The following is an 18,352-nucleotide window of genomic DNA, read 5'->3' on the forward strand; positions in this document are numbered from 1 at the left end:
GTCCCGTGCCGAGAGCAACTCGCCAGGCGGATCCGTCGCGGTTCTCGACATTGGAATCCCGATCCTCGAAGACATCGAGTCGCGCATGGCGCCGAGGGTATCATCCCCATGGAACGCAATACGCACGACCAAGACCTCGCCGTCTTCGCCGCAGAATACCCGCAGAAGCGGCTGTGCATGTTCTGCACGGCTGAGCCCTGATTCCATGGGCACCTCATCAGGACCCGCGCGCCACGCTGCCCCGTTGCTCAGCCTAGCGTCGCTTGGGGCGCGACACTTAGTCCGCCCTGAACAATCCGATCAGGCGGCGACAGCTCGGTTTCCGTGAGGGCGGCCCGCTGTGAACGCGCTGAGAAGGGCTCCGATCAGGAGCGCCAAAAGGGCTCTGAGGTGAGCGAGGAACTTGCGGATGTTGTGGCCGCAGGCGCAGAGGACGGCGAAGAGCGCGTCGCCGGTGGTGCCCTTGAGCGGACGGCGCGTCAGCCGCCCGTCGGTCTTCATATGGCCGATCTCCGGCTCGATGGCGCTGCGGCGACGCAGGAGCTTGATCAGTGTTGGCGTCATCCCTTTCCGTGTGCCGCTGATCAGCACCCGCGTCGTCTCGACGGCGTGTCCGCGATAGCCGGGATCAACGACTGCGAGGTTGAGCCGGCGGTCCGTCAGCACCTCGACCTGCTCCAGGGCCTCGGCGAGGGTATGGCCGTCGTAGGGGTTGCCGGGCAGCGCCCGCATGCCGACGATGAAGCCCTCGTCGATGGTAGCGGCGACACTGACCTTGGTGCCGAACTCATAGCGCATCCGCGCCTTTCCCTTGGAGATGCAGTCCACCTCCGGCTCGTGCAGGCTGAAGATCTTGCCCTTGTCCTTCGGCTGCTGCCGCAGCAGCCGGGAGGTCAGAACCAGCATGTCGAGGACACGCTCCCGTAGCGGCCCTGCCGGCACGTTGTCGAGCTGGCGGCGCAGGTCGCGCATGACGCGGCCCGTGTAGCCCTTCAGCGTCCGCAGCGCCTTGCGCATTCGCTTGAACTGGCGAGCGTGGGCGTAGCGCCCAACCTTTATCGCCAACGGCGGCGCCAGGCGCGCGTCGCTCTGGCGCAGCCCGAGCCCGGCCTCGGCGGCAAGCGCTACCAGCTTCTGCCGCGCCTACTCGTAGAGCCGGGCGTCGGTGGGGTGCGCGATGTTCTTTTCCATGACCGTCGTGTCGACCGACACCCGCTCCAGGCTCTTGTCTTTCACCGTATCCGAGGCGCGGCCAGCTTCGATGGTCTTGGTCAGCAGCCACTCCACGTCCTCTTCACCGATGCGCTTGCGCCAGCGGGTGAGCGAGATGGGTCGATCGGGCGCGGTGCTGGAAGAACGTCTCGCCGCAGAAGTGCTGATAATACGGGTTCTCCACCCAGCGTGCGACCACGGCCTCGTCCGACAGGTCGAAGGCGTGCTGGAGGTAGAGGAGCCTCGCGATAAGCCGCGGCGGTGTCGCTGGCCGTCCCACGAAGGACGGGAAAAACCCGGCCCACTCCCGCTCGAAGAACTCCCAGTCGATCAGCTCCGCCAGTTTCGCCAGCTCGTGTCGCAGATCGATCATGCGGTCAGGCGGGAACGCAGGAGGTCGTCCTGCTCTTCAGCGCGGGGACGAGGCTTCATCACGGCTCCGGAAATCGCAAGGTTTCAAGACACAGCTTACGAAAGCCTGCGTTTCCACGCTAGCGATTTCACCGGATCAGAACGCAAATTCAGTCGCTTAGGGGTTGTTCAGGGCGAACCACTTAATTTCTAAACCGTTGTTATACCCCCACTTTTGCGATGTCTGAGGGTTCTTCATCTACTCGAGATATCTCAGATAACTGCTTCAGGAAGTACCACAGCTTCTGACAAAGCTCGCTTTTGCGCGTCTCGTTACCTATGCTTTGATTCTGGACGCCGCATGATTCACAGCCCTCATGATCGCTTCGGGTATGGCGGTAAGGGCGGCTTCGGTTTCGACCGCCCCATGCTTCTTCGCTTCCGCCGGCATACCATAGACCACCGAGGTCGCCTCATCCTGACCGATGGTGCGGGCGCCGCGGTCACGCATCTCCTTCAGACCGCGGGCGCCGTCGTCTCCCATCCCGGTCATGATCACGCCGATTGCGTTGGCGCCGGCAACCCGGCTGACGGATCGGAACAAGACATCGACCGATGGTCGGTGTCGATTGACGAGCGGGCCTTCCTTCACCTCGATCCTATAGTTCGCGCCGCTACGGGTCAAAAGCATGTGCTTTCCGCCAGGCGCGATCAGCGCGTGACCTGGGAGGACACTGTCGCCGTCGCGCGCCTCCTTGACCGTGATCTGGCAAAGCTCGTCGAGGCGTCGGGCGAAATTCGCGGTGAACGCTTCGGGCATGTGCTGGACAACGACAATTGGCGGAGCGGTGGGCGGTAATGCCTCAAGCACCACCCGGAGCGCCTCGGTTCCGCCAGTCGACGCACCGATCGCAACTACCTTGAGCGTGGTCTGCGCCATCGCGGTCCGCCCCGCCGGTGGCAGGACTGCATCAGCGGTGAGCTTAGCCTCGTTCGGGATCTGACGCCTGCGATCCAGTCGGGCATGTGCTGCGGCCAAGATAGCGTCCTGGATCCGGATCGACGACTCCTCCAGGAATTTGCGCGTCGCAAGGTTCGGCTTCAGGATGACATCGACGGCGCCCGCCTCGAGCGCGGCGAGGAAAGTCCGACTGCCTTCCCCCACGAGGGTCGAGCAGATGACGACCGGGAGCGGCCGCTGAGCCATCAGGCGACGCAGAAACGTGATGCCGTCCATGCGGGGCATCTCGACGTCAAGGACGATGACATCGGGAATTTCGCGCCGGAGCCGCTCAGCCGCTTGGAAGGGATCGTTGGCGGTCGCCATGACCTCGAGCCCGGGATGGCGCGAGATGATGTCGGAGAGCGTCTGACGAACGACCGCGCTATCGTCTACGATCAGGACGCGCTTTTTTGCCTTTCCGATCACAGTGCCACCTTCCGATAAATCGAGGGCCGGACGACTTCGAGTCCGTCGGGCCGGGTTCGTAGAGTTTCGGTATGACCCATCATCAGAATTCCGCCGTGCCGCAGGCGGCTCATGACATTCTCGATGACGCGCGCACGGATTTCGTCGTCGAAATAGATCAGGACGTTTCGCAGGAAGACGATGTCCGCCTTGATGCTATCGAGTCCCTCGCCGGTGGCCAAATTCGCCCGGCGCCAGGACGCCCGCGACCTGAGCTCGGGTACGATCCGATAAATTCCTTCCGCCGTTTTCGAGGACATGAGGAATCGCCTGCGCACCTCCGGAGGTATGCTCTCGATTTCTTGCTTTCCGTAGATCGCCGTCTCGGCACGTTTGATCACTGGGCGCGAGATATCGGTTCCGATCAGGCGCGGCATGAGCTGCCATGACCCATGATCGCGCCCTTGCTGCACGACCATAAGGGCACTGTACCCTTCTTGGCCGGTCGAACATGCGGCGCTCCAGATAACGAGGTCGCGCCCGCCAACTCGACCGGGCGCTGCGAAGGTGGGCAAACCTTCGTCCTTTAGCCATTCGTATTGACTGTTCTCGCGAAAGAAGTTCGTGGTGTGGGTCGTGAGTGCCTCAGCGAAATGAACGCGCTCGACGGGATTTGCCTGGAGAAGGCTGCAGTATTCGGCGTAGGTCTCCAGCCCGTTTGCAATCAGCCGCCGGCCGAGACGCCCGGTGAGGAAGTCGGTCTTCCGCTCGTCGATAGAGATTCCCACGACACTACGCGCCATCGACGCGATCTGCTTGATGTCGGCGAGACGGAGGCCACTCGGTTCATGGAGGGTCGGCAGAGGCATCATTTCATGTGGTCCTGATGAGCGCCAAGGAATGTGCGGGCACCATCGATATGCCGGTGGTGCGTCATTATTCGCGTCCGATCTTTTGGCACATCCAGCGCGGCAGACGAATCCAACTGTCGCTTGATGATGATACGCCAAGGACGGAGGGGATTCACCGGCCATGCGGCCGGCAAAGTCTCTTAAAAAAAGCCTGCGCCGGCCGAGAGATCGAGGTCGGCTCCGGTGTCACCCAGTAGGCGGCCGAGGTTGATCAGCACCACGAGGTCCGTGTCCCGCCGATAGAGCCCTTCTAGGACACGTGCGTCCCAGCCCCGGAGCCCACGGCTCGGAATCGGCTCGATCGCATCGCGCCCAATCTGCTCGACATTGCGGACCCGATCGGCCTCGATACCCAGCGTGCAGGTCTCGCCGTCGATCACGAGCTCAAGCACCACGATGCGGGCGTCCGCGCCCGTATCCCCGCCCGACATTGCGAGCTTCGACTTGATGTCGAGGATCGGGACGCTGAGGCCCCTGACGTCAACCACGCCAAGCACCTCCATAGGTGCGTTCGGCAGTAGCGTGATCCGTTGCCGATCGAGGATCTCGCGAACGTATCGGACCTCAATGCCCAACATCTGCCCGGCCAGGTCCAGTGTAAGGTAGGTGGAGGACAGATCGTCCTCCTCCTGTTCGGATGCGGCGTCGTAGACATCTTCTTCAAACATGTTCACCCTGCGTAACGCTGGAAGTTTTCGTCCGAGAGGTTCTCGGCCGCAAGATCAAGGTCGAACGCTTCGACCGCATCGGATTGACGCTTGGCGGCGGAACTGGTGTTGCCGCCGGAAACCACCCCGACCTGCGGCGTCTTCGCCTTCGGTTTCGCCTTCGAAACATCCACTTCGAAATAGGAGATCACGCCAGTCAACTGTTGCGACTGGGCAGCCAGTTCCTGGCTTGTGGCTGCGGATGCCTCGGCAGCGGCGGCGTTCTGCTGAATTACCTTGTCGAGCTCGCGGATCGCCTCGTTGATCTGCTCGGCTCCGACATTTTGCTCGCGGGTCGAGGCCGAAATCTCCTGCACCAAGTCCGCGGTGCGCTGGATGTTCGGCACCAGGGTATCCAGCATCCGCCCGGCCTCGCCGGAAACTTCGACGGTTTCGACGGACAGCTGGCTGATCTCGGCAGCAGCCTGCTGGCTGCGCTCGGCGAGCTTGCGGACTTCGGACGCAACAACCGCGAACCCCTTGCCATGAGCACCAGCACGTGCTGCTTCGACGGCGGCGTTCAGCGCCAGGAGGTCGGTTTGACGCGCGATTTCCTGAATGATGTTGATCCGCTCAGCGATTGTCTTCATGGCGCGAACCGCGTTGCCGACCGTTTCACCAGATTTCCGGGCGTCGTCGGCCGACTGATTGGCAATCTTCTCTGTCTGGCCGGCATTGTCCGCGTTCTGGCGAATATTGGCTGCCATCTCCTCGATCGAGGCCGAGGCCTGTTCGGCAGCGGCGGCTTGCTGAGTGGAACCGGCCGAGAGCTGCTCGGCGGTGGAGGACATGCTTGATGCGCCTTCGGCGACATAGGCCGCGCTGACTGAAGCGTTCGTGATCACCTCGCGAAGCTTCAGCACCATGTCGCGCAGCGCGATGCCCAGAACGTCGTCCTTCGAACGCGGGGTGACATCTGCCTTCAAATTACCACCGGCGATTTTCTGGGCTGAGCGGCTCATGCCCTTGAGGTCCTTGACCATCGTGTTCAGTTCACGGAGGAGAAGCCCGATTTCGTCACGGCTCTTGGTCTCGGCGTCTACGTCGAGATTACCTCGCGCGACTTCCTTGGCGACGTTTGCCGCACGAGTCAGACCCCGACTGATCGTCGTGGGAAGCCAGACGGCCGTCGCAATGGCGATGGCACCCACGAGCCCTGCAACGATCATCGTGAACTGCTTGCCGTGCGAATAAACGTTGGCGGCATTTGCCCGACCGGCCGTCATTGCAGCAGTTGCCGTATCTCGCAGCTCCTCGGTCAGGGCGACGATATCCAGGAAAGTCGGCTCCAGGCGCTCGACCATGAGAGCGTCGCCTTTCGTGTCGGTTGACTGTGCAGCGCGGTGAATGAATTGTGTCATTGTCTCGCGGTAGGTGCTCCATGCTGCCGAAATCGGTGTGAGCGCTTCCCGTTCGCGAAGTGTCACCGCCGAGGAGGCCGCTTCCAGCTTTGCTTCGAATTCTTCCATGCCTGCCGAGATCGTCTCAGCTTCCAACGCGCGATTAGAGGCATCCCTGGCAATCTGCATGTTTTTGTGGGAGTCATGAATTGTCCTCACCTCGTCCATCGCTCCGTCCAGTGCGGCTTCGAGCGCAACTATGCTCGCGTCCGCACCGCCTGTAGCGGCGATGCGCTCGCGGGCAGAGCCAATAGCCATGTCTAAACGCTGCATCAGATCGGCGTGGCCAGGCTCCAGTATTTTAAGGCTGAGTTCTGTCGATGCCACACCTGATTTCGCCATGGCGAGCGGACGCATCTCGGCCTCTATGGCGCGGAACTCCGACCAATTGGTCTCGAGCTCATCCAAGGTGTTTTGCGTAGAGGCTTCGGTGACGGATCGGCTTAATTCAGACTTGTATTTTTCAGCATTCGAATAGTGATTGTCGATCAGCGCCATATACTCCGCAGCTTGCTCGCGTGACGGCGTAGCGAGGTAAGCTCTCACAAGTTCCATAGAGGAAGCGGCAACCCTCTGGAGTCGGAGAGTGTCGGCAAGTCCAACGGCGATTTCGTCAGCAATCGTGATCACCTGCTCATTGAGCTGGCTCATTCGCGTTGTGGCCGAGTAACTCAGGACCCCGAGTCCAGCGATGATCGCCAAAAACGTGGCGATCATCTTACTTCTGATTGTCATACGCATTGGGGGCGGCTTTCTACCTTTGAGCGTTTATTGGAGGTTCTGCGGCGCGAAAGCCGCGTCGACATCCAGGACAATGACCAAGGCACCGTCCTTCTTCGCGACGCCTCGGATCAGATCGATCGGCCATCGGACGCCCAATTCCGGAACCGCTTCAAGATCGGCGACCGCCGTCTCGGTTATGTCGGCCACGTCGTCGGCAAGCATGGCCACTTTCGTGGCTTCGCCGCCGACCACAAGGTCAAGGACCAGGACGCGGCTTGCTTCCTGCACCTCGGCGGGCCTCATGCCGAGGCGGTGGCGCAGATCGACGAACGGGGCGATCGCGCCGCGCACATTGATCAGGCCGGGCGCGAAGGCGTCGGCGTTCGGGGCGCGCGTGATCGGCAGCGGGTCGATGATCTCGTCCACGTGGCCGACGGGAATGGCGAATGTCTCCCCGTCGAGCGCGAAGGTCAGAACCATCTGGGTCTCAGCGGAATCGGTCATGTGAGGCTCCATCAGGCGGCGCTCTTTAGGGCGTTCTGGGCCCGGCGCACGATAGCTGCGGCATCGAGAATCAGCGCCACGGCGCCGTCGCCGAGAATGGTCGAGCCGGCGAGGCCCTCGATCCCTCGGTGATAGAGGCTGAGTGGCTTGATGACGGTCTGGTATTGACCGATCACCTCGTCGACGACGAGGCCGGTGCGGCGCCCCTCGACGCTGGTGATGACCACCCGGCGCTCGGAGCTCTCGATCCGGTCGAAGCCGAATAGCGTGTCGAGGCTGAGGAACGGGACCAGCTGGTCGCGGATCCGCAGGATGGAGCGTCCGCTCTGGCGCTCGTTTTCATCGCAAGGAAGCTCCACGCATTCCTCGACGTTTGACAGCGGCAGGACAAACGGACCGCCGGCAACTTTGACGAGAAGGCCGTCGATGATGGCGAGGGTCAGCGGCAGGCGCAGCGTTACTTCGGTACCGCGTCCCTTCACCGATTTCACCTCGACCGCCCCGTGGAGGTCGTCGATGACCCGGCGTACCGCATCCATGCCGACGCCGCGACCCGAAACGCTCGACAGCGCCTTTGCCGTCGAGAAGCCCGGCTCGAAGATCAGACCGAAGAGTTGATCTTCGGAAATATCCTGGTCGGCCGCGATCAAGCCACGTTCGATCCCACGGGCGCGGATCGCTTCGGCGTCCAGACCCTTTCCGTCATCGGTGACCGAGATGAGAACCTCTCCGCCAGCCTGCCGTGCACGCATCGCGACAGTGGCTCGGTCGGCTTTGCCGGCAGCACGGCGTTCTTCAGGGCTTTCGATGCCGTGGTCGATCGAATTTCGGATGATGTGGACCAGAGGCTCGGTCAAGCTGTCGATGACGTTCTTGTCGACTTCGGTTTCACCGCCGAGGGTACTGAGCTGAACGTCCTTGCCGAGTTCCGTCGAAAGGTCGCGGACAACGCGCCGGAACTTGCCGAACACCAGTTCGATCGGCAGCATCCGGATCGAAAGCGTGGCGTCGCGGAGGCCGGTGACGAGCCGTTCGATCTCTTCTGCAGTACTGCTCAGACCGGCATCGCCGAGGTCGGTGGAGATGCGGTTCAGCCGCGCCTGGGCGATCACCAGTTCGCCAAGTTGGTCCATCAACTCGTCGAGACGATGCGACGGTACGCGTACTGAATCAGTCTTCTGCGCTCCGCGCGCGGCATCCGAGGTGTCCGACTTGGAAGAGTCGGCGACGGATTCGGCCCGCGACGAAGCCGGGGCGGGCAGATCGGATCCGGTCCCGGCTTCCACCTGCTGGACGTCGATCTGCCAATCCGAGGCAAAGATGAATACATCATCGATCGCATCTCGATCTGCGGCAGTCTCAAGTTCGATCATCCAGGACAAATGGCAAACGGCCGGGTCCAAGTCGCGAAGCAAGGGAACGTCGACGGTCGAGACCGAAACGGTAGCATCGCCCAATTCTTGGAGTTCGGCGATCAGCAACTCGGGCCGCATGCCGTTCCTGAGGGCAGTAGGTTCCGGCTTGAAGGTAATCGTGAAGCACGCGCAATTCGCCGCCTTGGCGGAGACGGGGGCCGACGAGTTGTCCATCGCCTCGATCTTGGCCACGAGTTCGGCAGTTGCCGGATCCGTTGCCGGAGTGCCATCTTCGTCCGGTCCGGCGTCGAGCATCCGCTCGAGATGGTCTCGTGACGCCAGAGACAACTGGATCAATTCCGGTGTTACCGCCGCCTTCCCTTCACGGATGCGCTCGTAGGCACTCTCGAAGTGGTGAGTGAAGGCCGCGAGGGTTGCGAAACCGAACATCCCGCCGGAACCCTTCAGCGTGTGCAGGGCCCGAAACACAGCGTCGATGCGCTTGGGATCGGAGGGATCGGCTTCCAGCTCCAGAACGATGCCCTCGAGATCCTCAAGAATGTCCCGTGATTCCTGGACGAAGGATTCTGCCGCTGGGTTCACTGGGCGCCCCCGATCATCTTGTTCACGACGGAGACGAGCTTGGCCTCATCGAAAGGCTTCACCAGCCAACCGGCTGCCCCCGCCTCCTTGGCAGCGAGCATCTTCTCTTTCTGTGCTTCGGTCGTCAGCATCACGATAGGAATGCCATCGAAGCTACGGTCTTCACGGACCTTCCGAACCATCTCGAGCCCGTTCATGTTGGGCATGTTGAGGTCGCAGACGACCAGATTGACCTTGTTCGCCTTGAGCGCAGCGATGCCTTCGAGCCCGTCGCCCGCACCGATCACGTCGTAGCCCTTCGGCTGCAGCGTGAAGCCGATCATGTCGCGGATGCTCTTGGAATCGTCGACACTGAGAATCGTCTTCGACATTGTCAGTTCCCCTTGGAATGTTGGATCGCCGCCAAGGCGGTGGAAGCACTCTGTCCGATTCGCAGCCTGTCGGGTGGAAAGGTGAGCTTAGCGCTCGCGAGAAGCTGCAGGGACAGCGCGCTGACCGCGTCTGTCGCCGAGTCGAGGTCGAGGACAGCGACGGCTTCTGACGCTTCCACATCGTCTAGCAGGGCCACGAGCCGGGTGTAGGCTTCCACGGCGGTTACTGCGTCGAGATCGGCGGCGAGGCTCATTGTGGCCTCTATGGGAGTGCTGGGATCGGGCATCTTCGTCCCTCGGTTGAGATACACTGAAGGTATCGAACGGAAGGTACGAAGATCTGGTAAAGACGAACGGGCAATTTTAGCCTTTCACGCGGCATTTGGGCGAGGGCAGTTAAGGCGCGAATAACCTATGGAACGTTATGCCGGTACAGATGACCACTGGAGGTTTCATGACACCGCCTGACGTATCGCCCGACCAATCCCTCGATCGGCTCTCCCATGAAATCGCAGGCGCATTCTCGGTCGCCTTCTTTGAACTCGAGACAATTCGAAACGTCGCCGCGGAATTCGGATCGGATGTCGAGAGGCTTCTCGCCGTTGTGGAAACCGGCGAAGAACGAGAGAAGCACGATGGCAATTTCGACGCATTCCTGGTGAACGCCTCGTCAGCTGCCACCGCCGCAGAGAGCGCCGCAGGATCCCTTACAGGGCAGGCGTTCCAAGGCGCCTTGATCCGCATCTCGGGTTCTCTCATCGAGATGAAGAAGTACACGGTCGCCCTGGTGAACATATCGTCGTTGACAAAGATCACTCAGACGGAAACGCTTGGAGTCGCCGATCAACTTCTGTCATTCACGCAATTGCTCGACAGCAGATGTCATAAGCTCCAGGATGCTACGGCGCGTTCTGCGACGCTCGTTGTGGGGACACAGCGCCAGAGCGGCCTCGCGCGCGATAAGCTTACTTCGATCGGGCAGGAATTCCGCGCTCTGTCGAATGGTGCGGGCGATGAGGCTGAACGCCTCGCGGTGCTCGAACGGGACCACCGAGCATACATGGAAAACACCCGCGAGAACTCGAACCGGCTCGGTGTCGGAGTGAGTACGGCCGTCGGCGATCTTGTGGGGTGCCTGCAATTCCCGGATGCCTTCGCTCAGCGAGTGGAACATGTCCGTGCAGCTCTCGGCGCGATGGATGGCGCACCGCCGGCGGAATGCGACTTGCTTGCCACCGTCGCTTCCGCACAGCTTGCTGCGATGGCCACATCCTTGACGGAGGTTGCAACGACCGCCGCGACGGCGCTGATTGAATTGCGCGCAGCCGTCGAGCACAGCCCCATTACCAAGACCCGGAGCGAAGCGGTCAATCCGTCGGATCTCTGGATGACGGCCACGGCTCAAGCCAACCAAGTCATGCTCGCGTCGGTCGGTCGGGCTCGTGAACAGCTGGGATCGGCACTGAAGGTCCTCTCGATCCTGACCGACCAGATCGACAAGACACAGAGCAACCTCGAGGCCGCTGTCGAATTGAACCGCGAACTCGAGACATCGGTACACAACGCCTCTCTCGTGGCCCATCGTTCGGGTTCTCAAACGTCGCCACTACGCTTTCTCGCGGGGTCGGTCCGGGACGTGGTCGACCGGACATCGAGCCTCATTTCCGAGGTCTCGGAGTCGCTCATGCATATCCGCGACACCTCGCAGGCACTTTCGGCATCCAGTCTGCGGGATGACCTTGAGACGTTACTCGCCCTGCAGGAAACGTCGGCGAAGGAAGCCGAGGAGCAGGGACGACGGGTAAATTTGGTCCACGACATGCGCCGCCAACTTCTGGGTCACGCCGATCGGCTTGGCGGCGCCGCGGGCGCGGCACAGAATGCGTTCGAAACGGCGGCAGCACACGGCGCCGCACTGATCGATCTCAGCCGGAGGATCGCGGAGCTCTCGTCGGGGTCCGCTATTACGGACTCTGATCTCGATTGGCTATATGCGACCTACACGATGGAAGAAGAGCGCTGTGTTCACCGCGAAGCGCTTGGAATGCCGGATCCCGAGGAAGCTGAAGGCGGCGCGGACGATGACCTGGAAGATTTCATGTTGTAGTTAGTTCATGCGGCGACAACCTTCGCCCCGATTGGCTTCGTGGGCCTCCGAGCGGCCGGGTGCAGTGGGGATGCTCCACTCATTCAGTCCAGGGAGAGGTCACAACGAGTCATCTGTCGACCCGCGTGGACGCCACCGGGTCAGATCATCGCCGAGTATAGGGCCCTCATCTATTCGAGCGCCACTCTAGCTCGCGGTCATCGAGTATGCGGCGAAAGCGGCTGCAACGCACCTGCCACCAAGAAAGGTGTACCGGGAAGAGAAACCTGCAGAAACTCCCGGCTTGCGCCGATTGCAAATCAGCTGTTTCGTCCGGGGCTGGCGAGCGGCAACGGTCTTGAGCCTTCGAGCTTTTTCGTTATGCGTCGCACTGAAACGGGATCGAGACTTCTGGCAGATCTCGGGAGTTGGAGAGCTCTGGCACGCGGTCGAACTCCGCGCGCAACATCGATACGGGAGATGACGCATGACCGCACGAGTGATCGACGGCAGGGCTTTCGCGAAAGAGGTTACGGGGCAGGTAACCGCACAGGTGGCCCACCTGAAGCATACCCAAGGTTTGACCCCGGGCCTGGCCGTGGTTCTCGTGGGCGAAGATCCGGCGAGCGAGGTCTACGTCCGCTCGAAAGGAAAGCGCACCGTCGAGGTCGGCATGGCGTCGTTCGAGCATCGCCTCGCCGCCGACACACCGCAGGACCACCTCATAGACCTAATCGACGAGATGAACGCCGACCCCGCGGTCCACGGTATCTTGGTGCAGCTGCCCCTCCCGGACCATATCGACGAGGCCATTGTGCTCGCCCGCGTCGATCCGGCCAAGGATGTGGACGGGTTCCACATTGCAAACGTGGGCCTTCTTGCAACTGGCCAAAGGGCCATGGTGCCCTGTACGCCGCTTGGGTGCCTGATGATGCTGCGCGCGCATCACGGGGATCTTTCAGGTCTGAATGCTGTCGTTGTGGGACGCTCGAACATCGTCGGCAAACCGATGGCCCAGCTTCTGCTGCGGGATAATTGTACCGTCACCGTCGCGCATTCGCGGACGAAGGATATCGCTGAACTCTGCCGCAGTGCCGACATCGTGGTTGCCGCAGTGGGTCGTCCGAGGATGATCACGGGCGACTGGATCAAACCTGGCGCGACGGTGATCGACGTCGGCATCAACCGCCTGCCGGCGCCCGAGAAAGGCGAGGGCAAGACACGGCTGGTAGGCGATTGCGACTTCGACAGCTGCGCCGAGGTGGCAGGCGCCATCACGCCGGTGCCGGGCGGGGTAGGGCCGATGACCATCGCGTGCCTCCTGGCCAATACGTTGACCGCGTGCTGCCGGGCTCACGGCCTTGCCGAACCCGATGGTTTGACGGTCTGAACCATCTTCGCACCCACGAGGCGAGATATCGCGGTGTTGCCCCCCCCTGAGCGCCCAGGGTGCCAGTGTCACCAACTCTGTCGAGACCGCGCCAGTTGGCCGCGTCCCTAGGAGGCCGATCTCATAAGGAAATGGGCAGCTTCGGTACGGTTGCGGACCCCAAGCTTGCGGATGACGCGGTGCATGTGCAATTTGACGGTATGCTCCGAGATCTTCAGCTGCGAGGCGATGAGCTTGTTCTGCTCACCTTGTGCCGCGAGGGCCAGGATTTCGGCCTCGCGGGCCGTCAGCTTCTGCAACGCCGGCGACGAGGAACGGGATCGGGTCGCGCGGCCGCAATCCTCGACGGCTCCAATAAGGCTGGTTGCGATCAGCGTCTGTCCCTGAAGGAACAGGCGGATGTAGGACATCCACGTATCGAGCCGGACGTTCGTCGGCATGAGGCTTATGTCCTGTTCCACGATCCGGGTCCTGTGTTCCGCGAACATCGCGCGCGCTTGGTCTTCGTGCTCGTAGCAGAAAACCAATCGGGCTGATGGGATGACGCTCATCAGTTCGGTGACGACGGTGCCGAACTCGGTCATCCGGTCGGGCGCCACGAGAACAAGCTGAATTTCCGGATGATGCCGGTAGTCGGAGTCGCGCGTGCAGAAGACGGACAACTCGGCGAATTCGCGTGCGATCGCCGCGAGGAGCGTTTCGCTGAAATACAGTCCCGAGCCGTCGAAGTAGATCGCACGGCGAGCGGACGGTGCAGTGGGGGGCTCGTAACGAGGACCCGACATCAATGAGAAACCTCTTGGAATATCTGTCTCCGCGAGGGAATGACGTCGGCGTCCAGTTGGACGATCGAAATCGTATGCGCGTGGTGGCGATCCAGTCGCAAATGCGGATACCTTACCCTCACCCCCGCCGATCGAGAAGCGATCAAATGTAGGAATATCTCGCAGTGTCGCCTCACGCACCTCCTTGATGTGTCTCCGGAGAAAGTCTCCGCAAAAGGTGCGATCCCGCGTCGGCTGTCATGAGATCTTGCGCCTTCCGCGCCGGGGTGGTTGCCTGTTTCGCATGTCACGCCTGATCCTCACTGTCGCATTGCTTGCCACGAACTCCTCGGCTGATCCAGTTGCACTGGACCCCGCGGGCTTCGTCGAACATCCGCCCTCGGAAGTCGAGCTGGGTCAGCTTCTATTTTACGATCCGATCCTGTCGGGCGGTCGAGGTGTAAGTTGCGCCTCGTGCCACCACCCGCGCTTCGGGACCGGGGACGGCATGGCGCTGGGGCTGGGCGATGGAGGCGTGGGCCTTGGTCCCGACAGGCGGCCCGACCCGGACAACCTTCCCGAACAGCGCATTCCGCGGAACGCGACGGCCCTGTTCAATCTTGGCCACCGCGACGTCACGACCATGTTCGCGGATGGGCGGATCGAGGTCGATCCGGACCGCCCCTCGGGCCTGCGGACCCCTATCGAGGACGAGATGGTCAGCGGCTTCGCCAGCCTTCTGTCTGCGCAGACGATGTTCCCGGTGCTCTCGCCAGACGAAATGGCCGGGCACTACGAGGAGAACGAAGTAGCGCTGGCCGTGCGGCAAGGGCGGCTGACGGGCGAGGGCGGGGCGTGGGATCTGATCGCCGAGAGGGTGGCAGACGTCCCTGACTACGCGGACCGGTTCGCCGAGGTTTATCCCGAAATCGCCGCCGGGCGCGACATAGACTTCACCGACATCTCTAACGCGATAGCGGCGTTCGTGGCGGTGGAGTGGCGAGCCGACGATACGCCCTACGACCGCTATTTGCGCGGCACCGGCGGCCTGTCCACGCCCGCCCGGGCGGGAATGGAGCTGTTCTTCGGCCCAGCCGGCTGCAGCGACTGCCACGCGGGGTCGCTCTTGTCAGATCAGAGTTTTCACCCGATGGGCGCGCCGCAGCTCGGACCCGGCAAGGCCGAGCGGTTCGAAAGCCACCAGCGCGATGTGGGTCGCATGCGCGTAACCGGTCAGCCCGAGGACGCCTTTGCCTTCCGCACGCCGATGCTGCGCAACGTGACGCGCTCCGGCCCGTGGGGTCATGCTGGCAGCCACGATGATTTGCGCGACTTCTTGCGCGACCATGCCGATCCTCTGAGCGCCGGCATGGCTGAGGCCCCCAAGGTCACTTTGCCGACCATCGAGGGCGCAGCCGAGGATTGGACGATCTGGTCCGATCCCGCCGAACGGGCCGAGATCCTCGCGGCCGTGCGTCACGAAACCCGGCCGCTGACCGAGCGCGAGCTCGATGTCCTGATGAAGTTCCTCGAAGCGCTCGAGGACGAGACGTCGCTGATCGGTCGCCTGGGTATTCCCGATACGGTGCCCTCGGGTCTGCCTGTCGAGCGCTGACTACGGGCGGGGACGGATCACGCGGTTCACCTCGACGGGCTGCCATTGCCCGGCGGTGCCGTGCGGCCAGATCACGCGCATCTCGGCCGTCACGGCCTCGCCCAGACCGAAGTGGATGGGTCCCGCCTGTCCACCCGCATGGCCACCGCCGACGGTAATCTCGCGCACCTGCGTGCCGGCCTCTGCCCGCAGCTCGATCCAGGCACCGACAGCGCGAGTGTTCGGGCCGTCGGTGCGCGGCTCGATCCCGAGCCAGTTGCCGGCCCCCTCGGTTTCGTTCCGCCAGACGCGCAGCGGCGCGCGACGGGCCGAGACCACCAGATCCAACCGTCCGTCTCCGTCGAAATCGGCAAGCGCCGCGCCACGGGATCGCGCCTCGTCGGCGATACCTGCCGGGCCGCCGGTTTCCTCGAACCGACCTTCTGGCGTCTGCATCAGCAGGTTGTTCGGGTCCTTCATTGCGTTCGACGGCATCTGGTCGACGTTGCCCTTGGCGATGAACAGGTCCAGCCGGGTGTCGTTGTCCACGTCCGCGAACTCTGCATGCCAGCCGGTCGAGGGGCGGCCGTCGTCACCTTGATAAGGGCGTTGCGCCGCGGCGCCGACCTCGTAGGGGGCGTTCCGCCAGTTCTCTCCGTCGTTGAACTGGAGCAGTTGGTCGCCCATCGAGGTCAACATGACCTCGGGCAGGCCGTCCCCGGTGATGTCCGCGCTCGCAATCCCCATGCCCCAGAGCGATACCTTCTCCCATTCGTCGGCCTCGGTTCGCGGGGCGAGAGGGTCGAGTCGCCACATCTCCTCGAAGCCGCCGAGAACATAGTAGTGTCGGTCGTTCGAGATCCGAAGCTCGGGCGTCCCGCGCCGTTGCCAGTCCGAGATCAGCATGGACAGCGCGCACCAGCCGGGCGTGATCGGGACGGGCGGGCCGTAGCGACCGCCCTCGGCGCGGTAGAGCGCATTGTCGTCGCAGGCCCCGAACGGACCCTCGGGGTCGGTGCGATCCACGTAGTTGCCGATGGCGAGCGTCGGCAAGTCGCGGCCCGACTCCCACGTGGCCGAGAAGGCCGTGGACCAGGCGTTCCCGCCGTCGAATCCCCATGCTTCGCTGTTGTCCCCGAAGCCGCAGGCCCCGTCACCCTTCAGAAGCTGGTTCTCCCCGACCCGCAGCACCACGAGATCGAGAGGACCGTCACCGTCGATATCGAGCGGATAGAGGCCGGTCGTTCCGAGCAGGTCGGGCAGGGTGCCTAGGGTGAATCGTATCTCCTCGCCCAGGGTCTGGTTGACGAACAGCCGCGCCGGTTCGCTGCCCCCCGCGGCGGCGAGGTCGGGGCGGCCGTCACCGTTGCAGTCGAACACGGCGACGCCGCCGCCGACGAAATGTTCCCAGCCGCCGGAGTAGATGTGCTCAACCGGAAGCGCATCCGGTTGCAGTTGGAAGGTCGGCGAACCCGCACCCGCGAGGGCCGGGAAGACGGCGAGACAGGCGGCAAAAGCGACTGGCTTCATGCGACGGCCTCGCGGCTCAGGCCCAACTGGGTCTCGGTCACGTTCGACAGGGCGAGCGCCGCGGCGCCGTGAGCCCACATGAGGTCGCCCCATTCGTGGATCTCGAGCGGCGGGAGAGCCTCGCCCGCATCGATCGTGAACTCGCGCATTTCATTCAGCAGATCGTCCGCGTTCAACCAGTCGTAGCGCATCCGGCCGCCCGAGAGGATCAGGAGCGTGGGGTTGAACAGGTTGACCACGGTCGACAGCCCCGCGGCAAGATATCGGCGTGCGCGGCGATAGACCGACGCCGCAGTCTCGTCGCCCGCATCCGCGGCGGCTCGCAGCATGTCGATCAGCTCGAGGATCGGCGGGATCTGCGCCTCCGGCAACTTCAGGGCCACCGCGGCATCCCGCGCGATGGCGTAGTCGGCCAGATAGGCCTCGAGGCACCCATGTTGGCCGCATCGGCAGAGCGCCCCGTCGACCTGCACCTTCGTATGGCCGAGCTCGACCCCATAGCCGTTCGCGCCGCGGAAAATGTTGTGGTTCAGAACGACCCCGAAACCTACGCCTTGCTCGATGGTGACCACGGCGAAATCTGGTTTATCGCGGCCAAGGCCGAACCAAAGCTCGGCCAGTGCGACGAGGTTGGCATCATTGTCCACCGCCACCGGCACCCCGAGACGAGCTGCCGCGAGGCGCGACAGCTCGAACCCGCGTTCGGCAAAGACGGGGGACCAGTGGACGTGGCCGGTGGCGTTGTGGACGAAGCCCGGGACGCCCAGCCCGACGCCGCCGAGATCGGAATGAGATCGCCCGGCCTTTCGCAGAAGTTCGGTCACCATGGCGCCGATGGCATCGATCTGGGCGGCGGCGGTAAGCAAGACAGGCGCGACATCGTCCTGAACCGATGCGAGCCGGTTTCCTGCGAAGTCCACCAGGATCCCGGTGCGGTCTCGACTCGACAGCTTTATGCCGACGACGACGAAAGCGTCCGGGCGGACGGCAAGGCTGACGGGCGGCCGGCCGCGTGGAGTGACGGGGGGCTTGCGCGGGTCCGTGACCTCTTGCAGCAGTCCCGTCTCGATCAACTCGCCCGTCAAGGTCGAGACGGTTCCGGGGGAAATGTTCAGGACGCGGGCGACCCGGGCGCGGGGGACCGGTCCCGATGCGCGAATGAAGTCGAAGATTCGCAACTTCAGCGGGCGCACGGCGGCCGGATCCTCGGTGATGACGGGCCCGCAGGTCGCGACCGAGGGTCCGCCTATGTTGACCTCCATTTTACTCCCCCCTCGAACAAAATGCCGTCTCGACACTGTTCTGCGACGCAGAATTGGTCGCCTGACCGCACTGATTGGCGTAGTGTTGGAGGAAACGGAGCGTCGTATCAAATATTAAGTTTGACTGTCGAAGTAAGACGAGCAAGATAACCCGAACCCGGCCGCAACAGATCCGGGTCGT

14 protein-coding genes and 1 pseudogene are annotated in these 18,352 nt (G+C 62.8%); 3 read left to right on the forward strand and 12 right to left on the reverse strand.

The features are described from left to right. Window positions 1-300: 300 nt before the first annotated feature. From PAM7066_RS00330 to PAM7066_RS00370, 9 genes and pseudogenes are all read right to left on the reverse strand, one after another. Window positions 301-1,644, reverse strand: a pseudogene (locus PAM7066_RS00330) (IS5 family transposase). Window positions 1,645-1,900: 256 nt separating this feature from the next. Continuing rightward, window positions 1,901-2,989, reverse strand: a complete 1,089-nt coding sequence (locus PAM7066_RS00335; RefSeq protein WP_085852758.1) for a protein-glutamate methylesterase/protein-glutamine glutaminase — start codon at window positions 2,987-2,989, stop codon at window positions 1,901-1,903. After that, window positions 2,989-3,840 (reverse strand): CheR family methyltransferase, encoded by an 852-nt coding sequence (locus PAM7066_RS00340; RefSeq protein ID WP_175484527.1) that lies wholly within the window; start codon window positions 3,838-3,840, stop codon window positions 2,989-2,991. Before PAM7066_RS00340 ends, PAM7066_RS00335 begins: the two co-directional genes overlap by 1 nt. A 182-nt stretch (window positions 3,841-4,022) precedes the next feature. Further along, complete coding sequence (locus tag PAM7066_RS00345; protein ID WP_085852138.1) at window positions 4,023-4,550, reverse strand: chemotaxis protein CheW; 528 nt, start codon at window positions 4,548-4,550, stop codon at window positions 4,023-4,025. Between the two features lie 2 nt (window positions 4,551-4,552). Beyond that, window positions 4,553-6,730 carry a HAMP domain-containing methyl-accepting chemotaxis protein gene (locus tag PAM7066_RS00350; protein WP_085852139.1) on the reverse strand — a complete coding sequence of 726 codons (2,178 nt, stop codon included), beginning with the start codon at window positions 6,728-6,730 and terminating at the stop codon, window positions 4,553-4,555. Between the two features lie 27 nt (window positions 6,731-6,757). After that, on the reverse strand, window positions 6,758-7,228 hold the full coding sequence (locus tag PAM7066_RS00355; RefSeq protein WP_085852140.1) for a chemotaxis protein CheW: 471 nt from the start codon (window positions 7,226-7,228) through the stop codon (window positions 6,758-6,760). Then, a complete protein-coding gene (locus tag PAM7066_RS00360) occupies window positions 7,228-9,174 on the reverse strand; it encodes a chemotaxis protein CheA (protein WP_085852141.1) in 1,947 nt (648 codons plus the stop codon). Before PAM7066_RS00360 ends, PAM7066_RS00355 begins: the two co-directional genes overlap by 1 nt. Further along, a complete protein-coding gene (locus PAM7066_RS00365) occupies window positions 9,171-9,545 on the reverse strand; it encodes a response regulator (protein ID WP_085852142.1) in 375 nt (124 codons plus the stop codon). Before PAM7066_RS00365 ends, PAM7066_RS00360 begins: the two co-directional genes overlap by 4 nt. A 2-nt stretch (window positions 9,546-9,547) precedes the next feature. Continuing rightward, the gene (locus tag PAM7066_RS00370; protein ID WP_139214917.1) at window positions 9,548-9,799 is read right to left on the reverse strand and encodes a hypothetical protein; all 252 of its coding nucleotides are present in this window, start codon (window positions 9,797-9,799) and stop codon (window positions 9,548-9,550) included. Window positions 9,800-9,999: 200 nt separating this feature from the next. On the opposite strand from PAM7066_RS00370, the gene PAM7066_RS00375 reads away from it, so the two are divergent. Further along, window positions 10,000-11,652: a hypothetical protein gene (locus PAM7066_RS00375; protein ID WP_139214918.1), complete on the forward strand. Its 1,653-nt coding sequence runs from the start codon at window positions 10,000-10,002 to the stop codon at window positions 11,650-11,652. Window positions 11,653-12,118: 466 nt separating this feature from the next. Continuing rightward, window positions 12,119-13,021 carry a bifunctional methylenetetrahydrofolate dehydrogenase/methenyltetrahydrofolate cyclohydrolase FolD gene (folD, locus tag PAM7066_RS00380; RefSeq protein WP_085852145.1) on the forward strand — a complete coding sequence of 301 codons (903 nt, stop codon included), beginning with the start codon at window positions 12,119-12,121 and terminating at the stop codon, window positions 13,019-13,021. Window positions 13,022-13,128: 107 nt separating this feature from the next. On the opposite strand, the gene PAM7066_RS19220 is transcribed toward folD, so the two are convergent. Next, window positions 13,129-13,986: a response regulator transcription factor gene (locus tag PAM7066_RS19220; protein WP_139214919.1), complete on the reverse strand. Its 858-nt coding sequence runs from the start codon at window positions 13,984-13,986 to the stop codon at window positions 13,129-13,131. 103 nt (window positions 13,987-14,089) lie between these two features. Between PAM7066_RS19220 and PAM7066_RS00390 the strand changes: the two genes are divergently transcribed. Further along, the gene (locus PAM7066_RS00390) at window positions 14,090-15,400 is read left to right on the forward strand and encodes a cytochrome-c peroxidase (RefSeq protein WP_085852147.1); all 1,311 of its coding nucleotides are present in this window, start codon (window positions 14,090-14,092) and stop codon (window positions 15,398-15,400) included. Here PAM7066_RS00390 and PAM7066_RS00395 read toward each other — a convergent pair whose 3' ends face one another. Continuing rightward, window positions 15,401-16,909 carry a CRTAC1 family protein gene (locus PAM7066_RS00395; RefSeq protein WP_085852148.1) on the reverse strand — a complete coding sequence of 503 codons (1,509 nt, stop codon included), beginning with the start codon at window positions 16,907-16,909 and terminating at the stop codon, window positions 15,401-15,403. It lies immediately after the preceding gene. Next, window positions 16,906-18,171, reverse strand: coding sequence for an ROK family transcriptional regulator (locus PAM7066_RS00400; protein ID WP_085852149.1), 1,266 nt, complete (start codon window positions 18,169-18,171; stop codon window positions 16,906-16,908). Before PAM7066_RS00400 ends, PAM7066_RS00395 begins: the two co-directional genes overlap by 4 nt. Window positions 18,172-18,352 lie beyond the last annotated feature (181 nt).

This window comes from Palleronia marisminoris, from assembly GCF_900172315.1.
GTDB lineage: Bacteria > Pseudomonadota > Alphaproteobacteria > Rhodobacterales > Rhodobacteraceae > Palleronia > Palleronia marisminoris.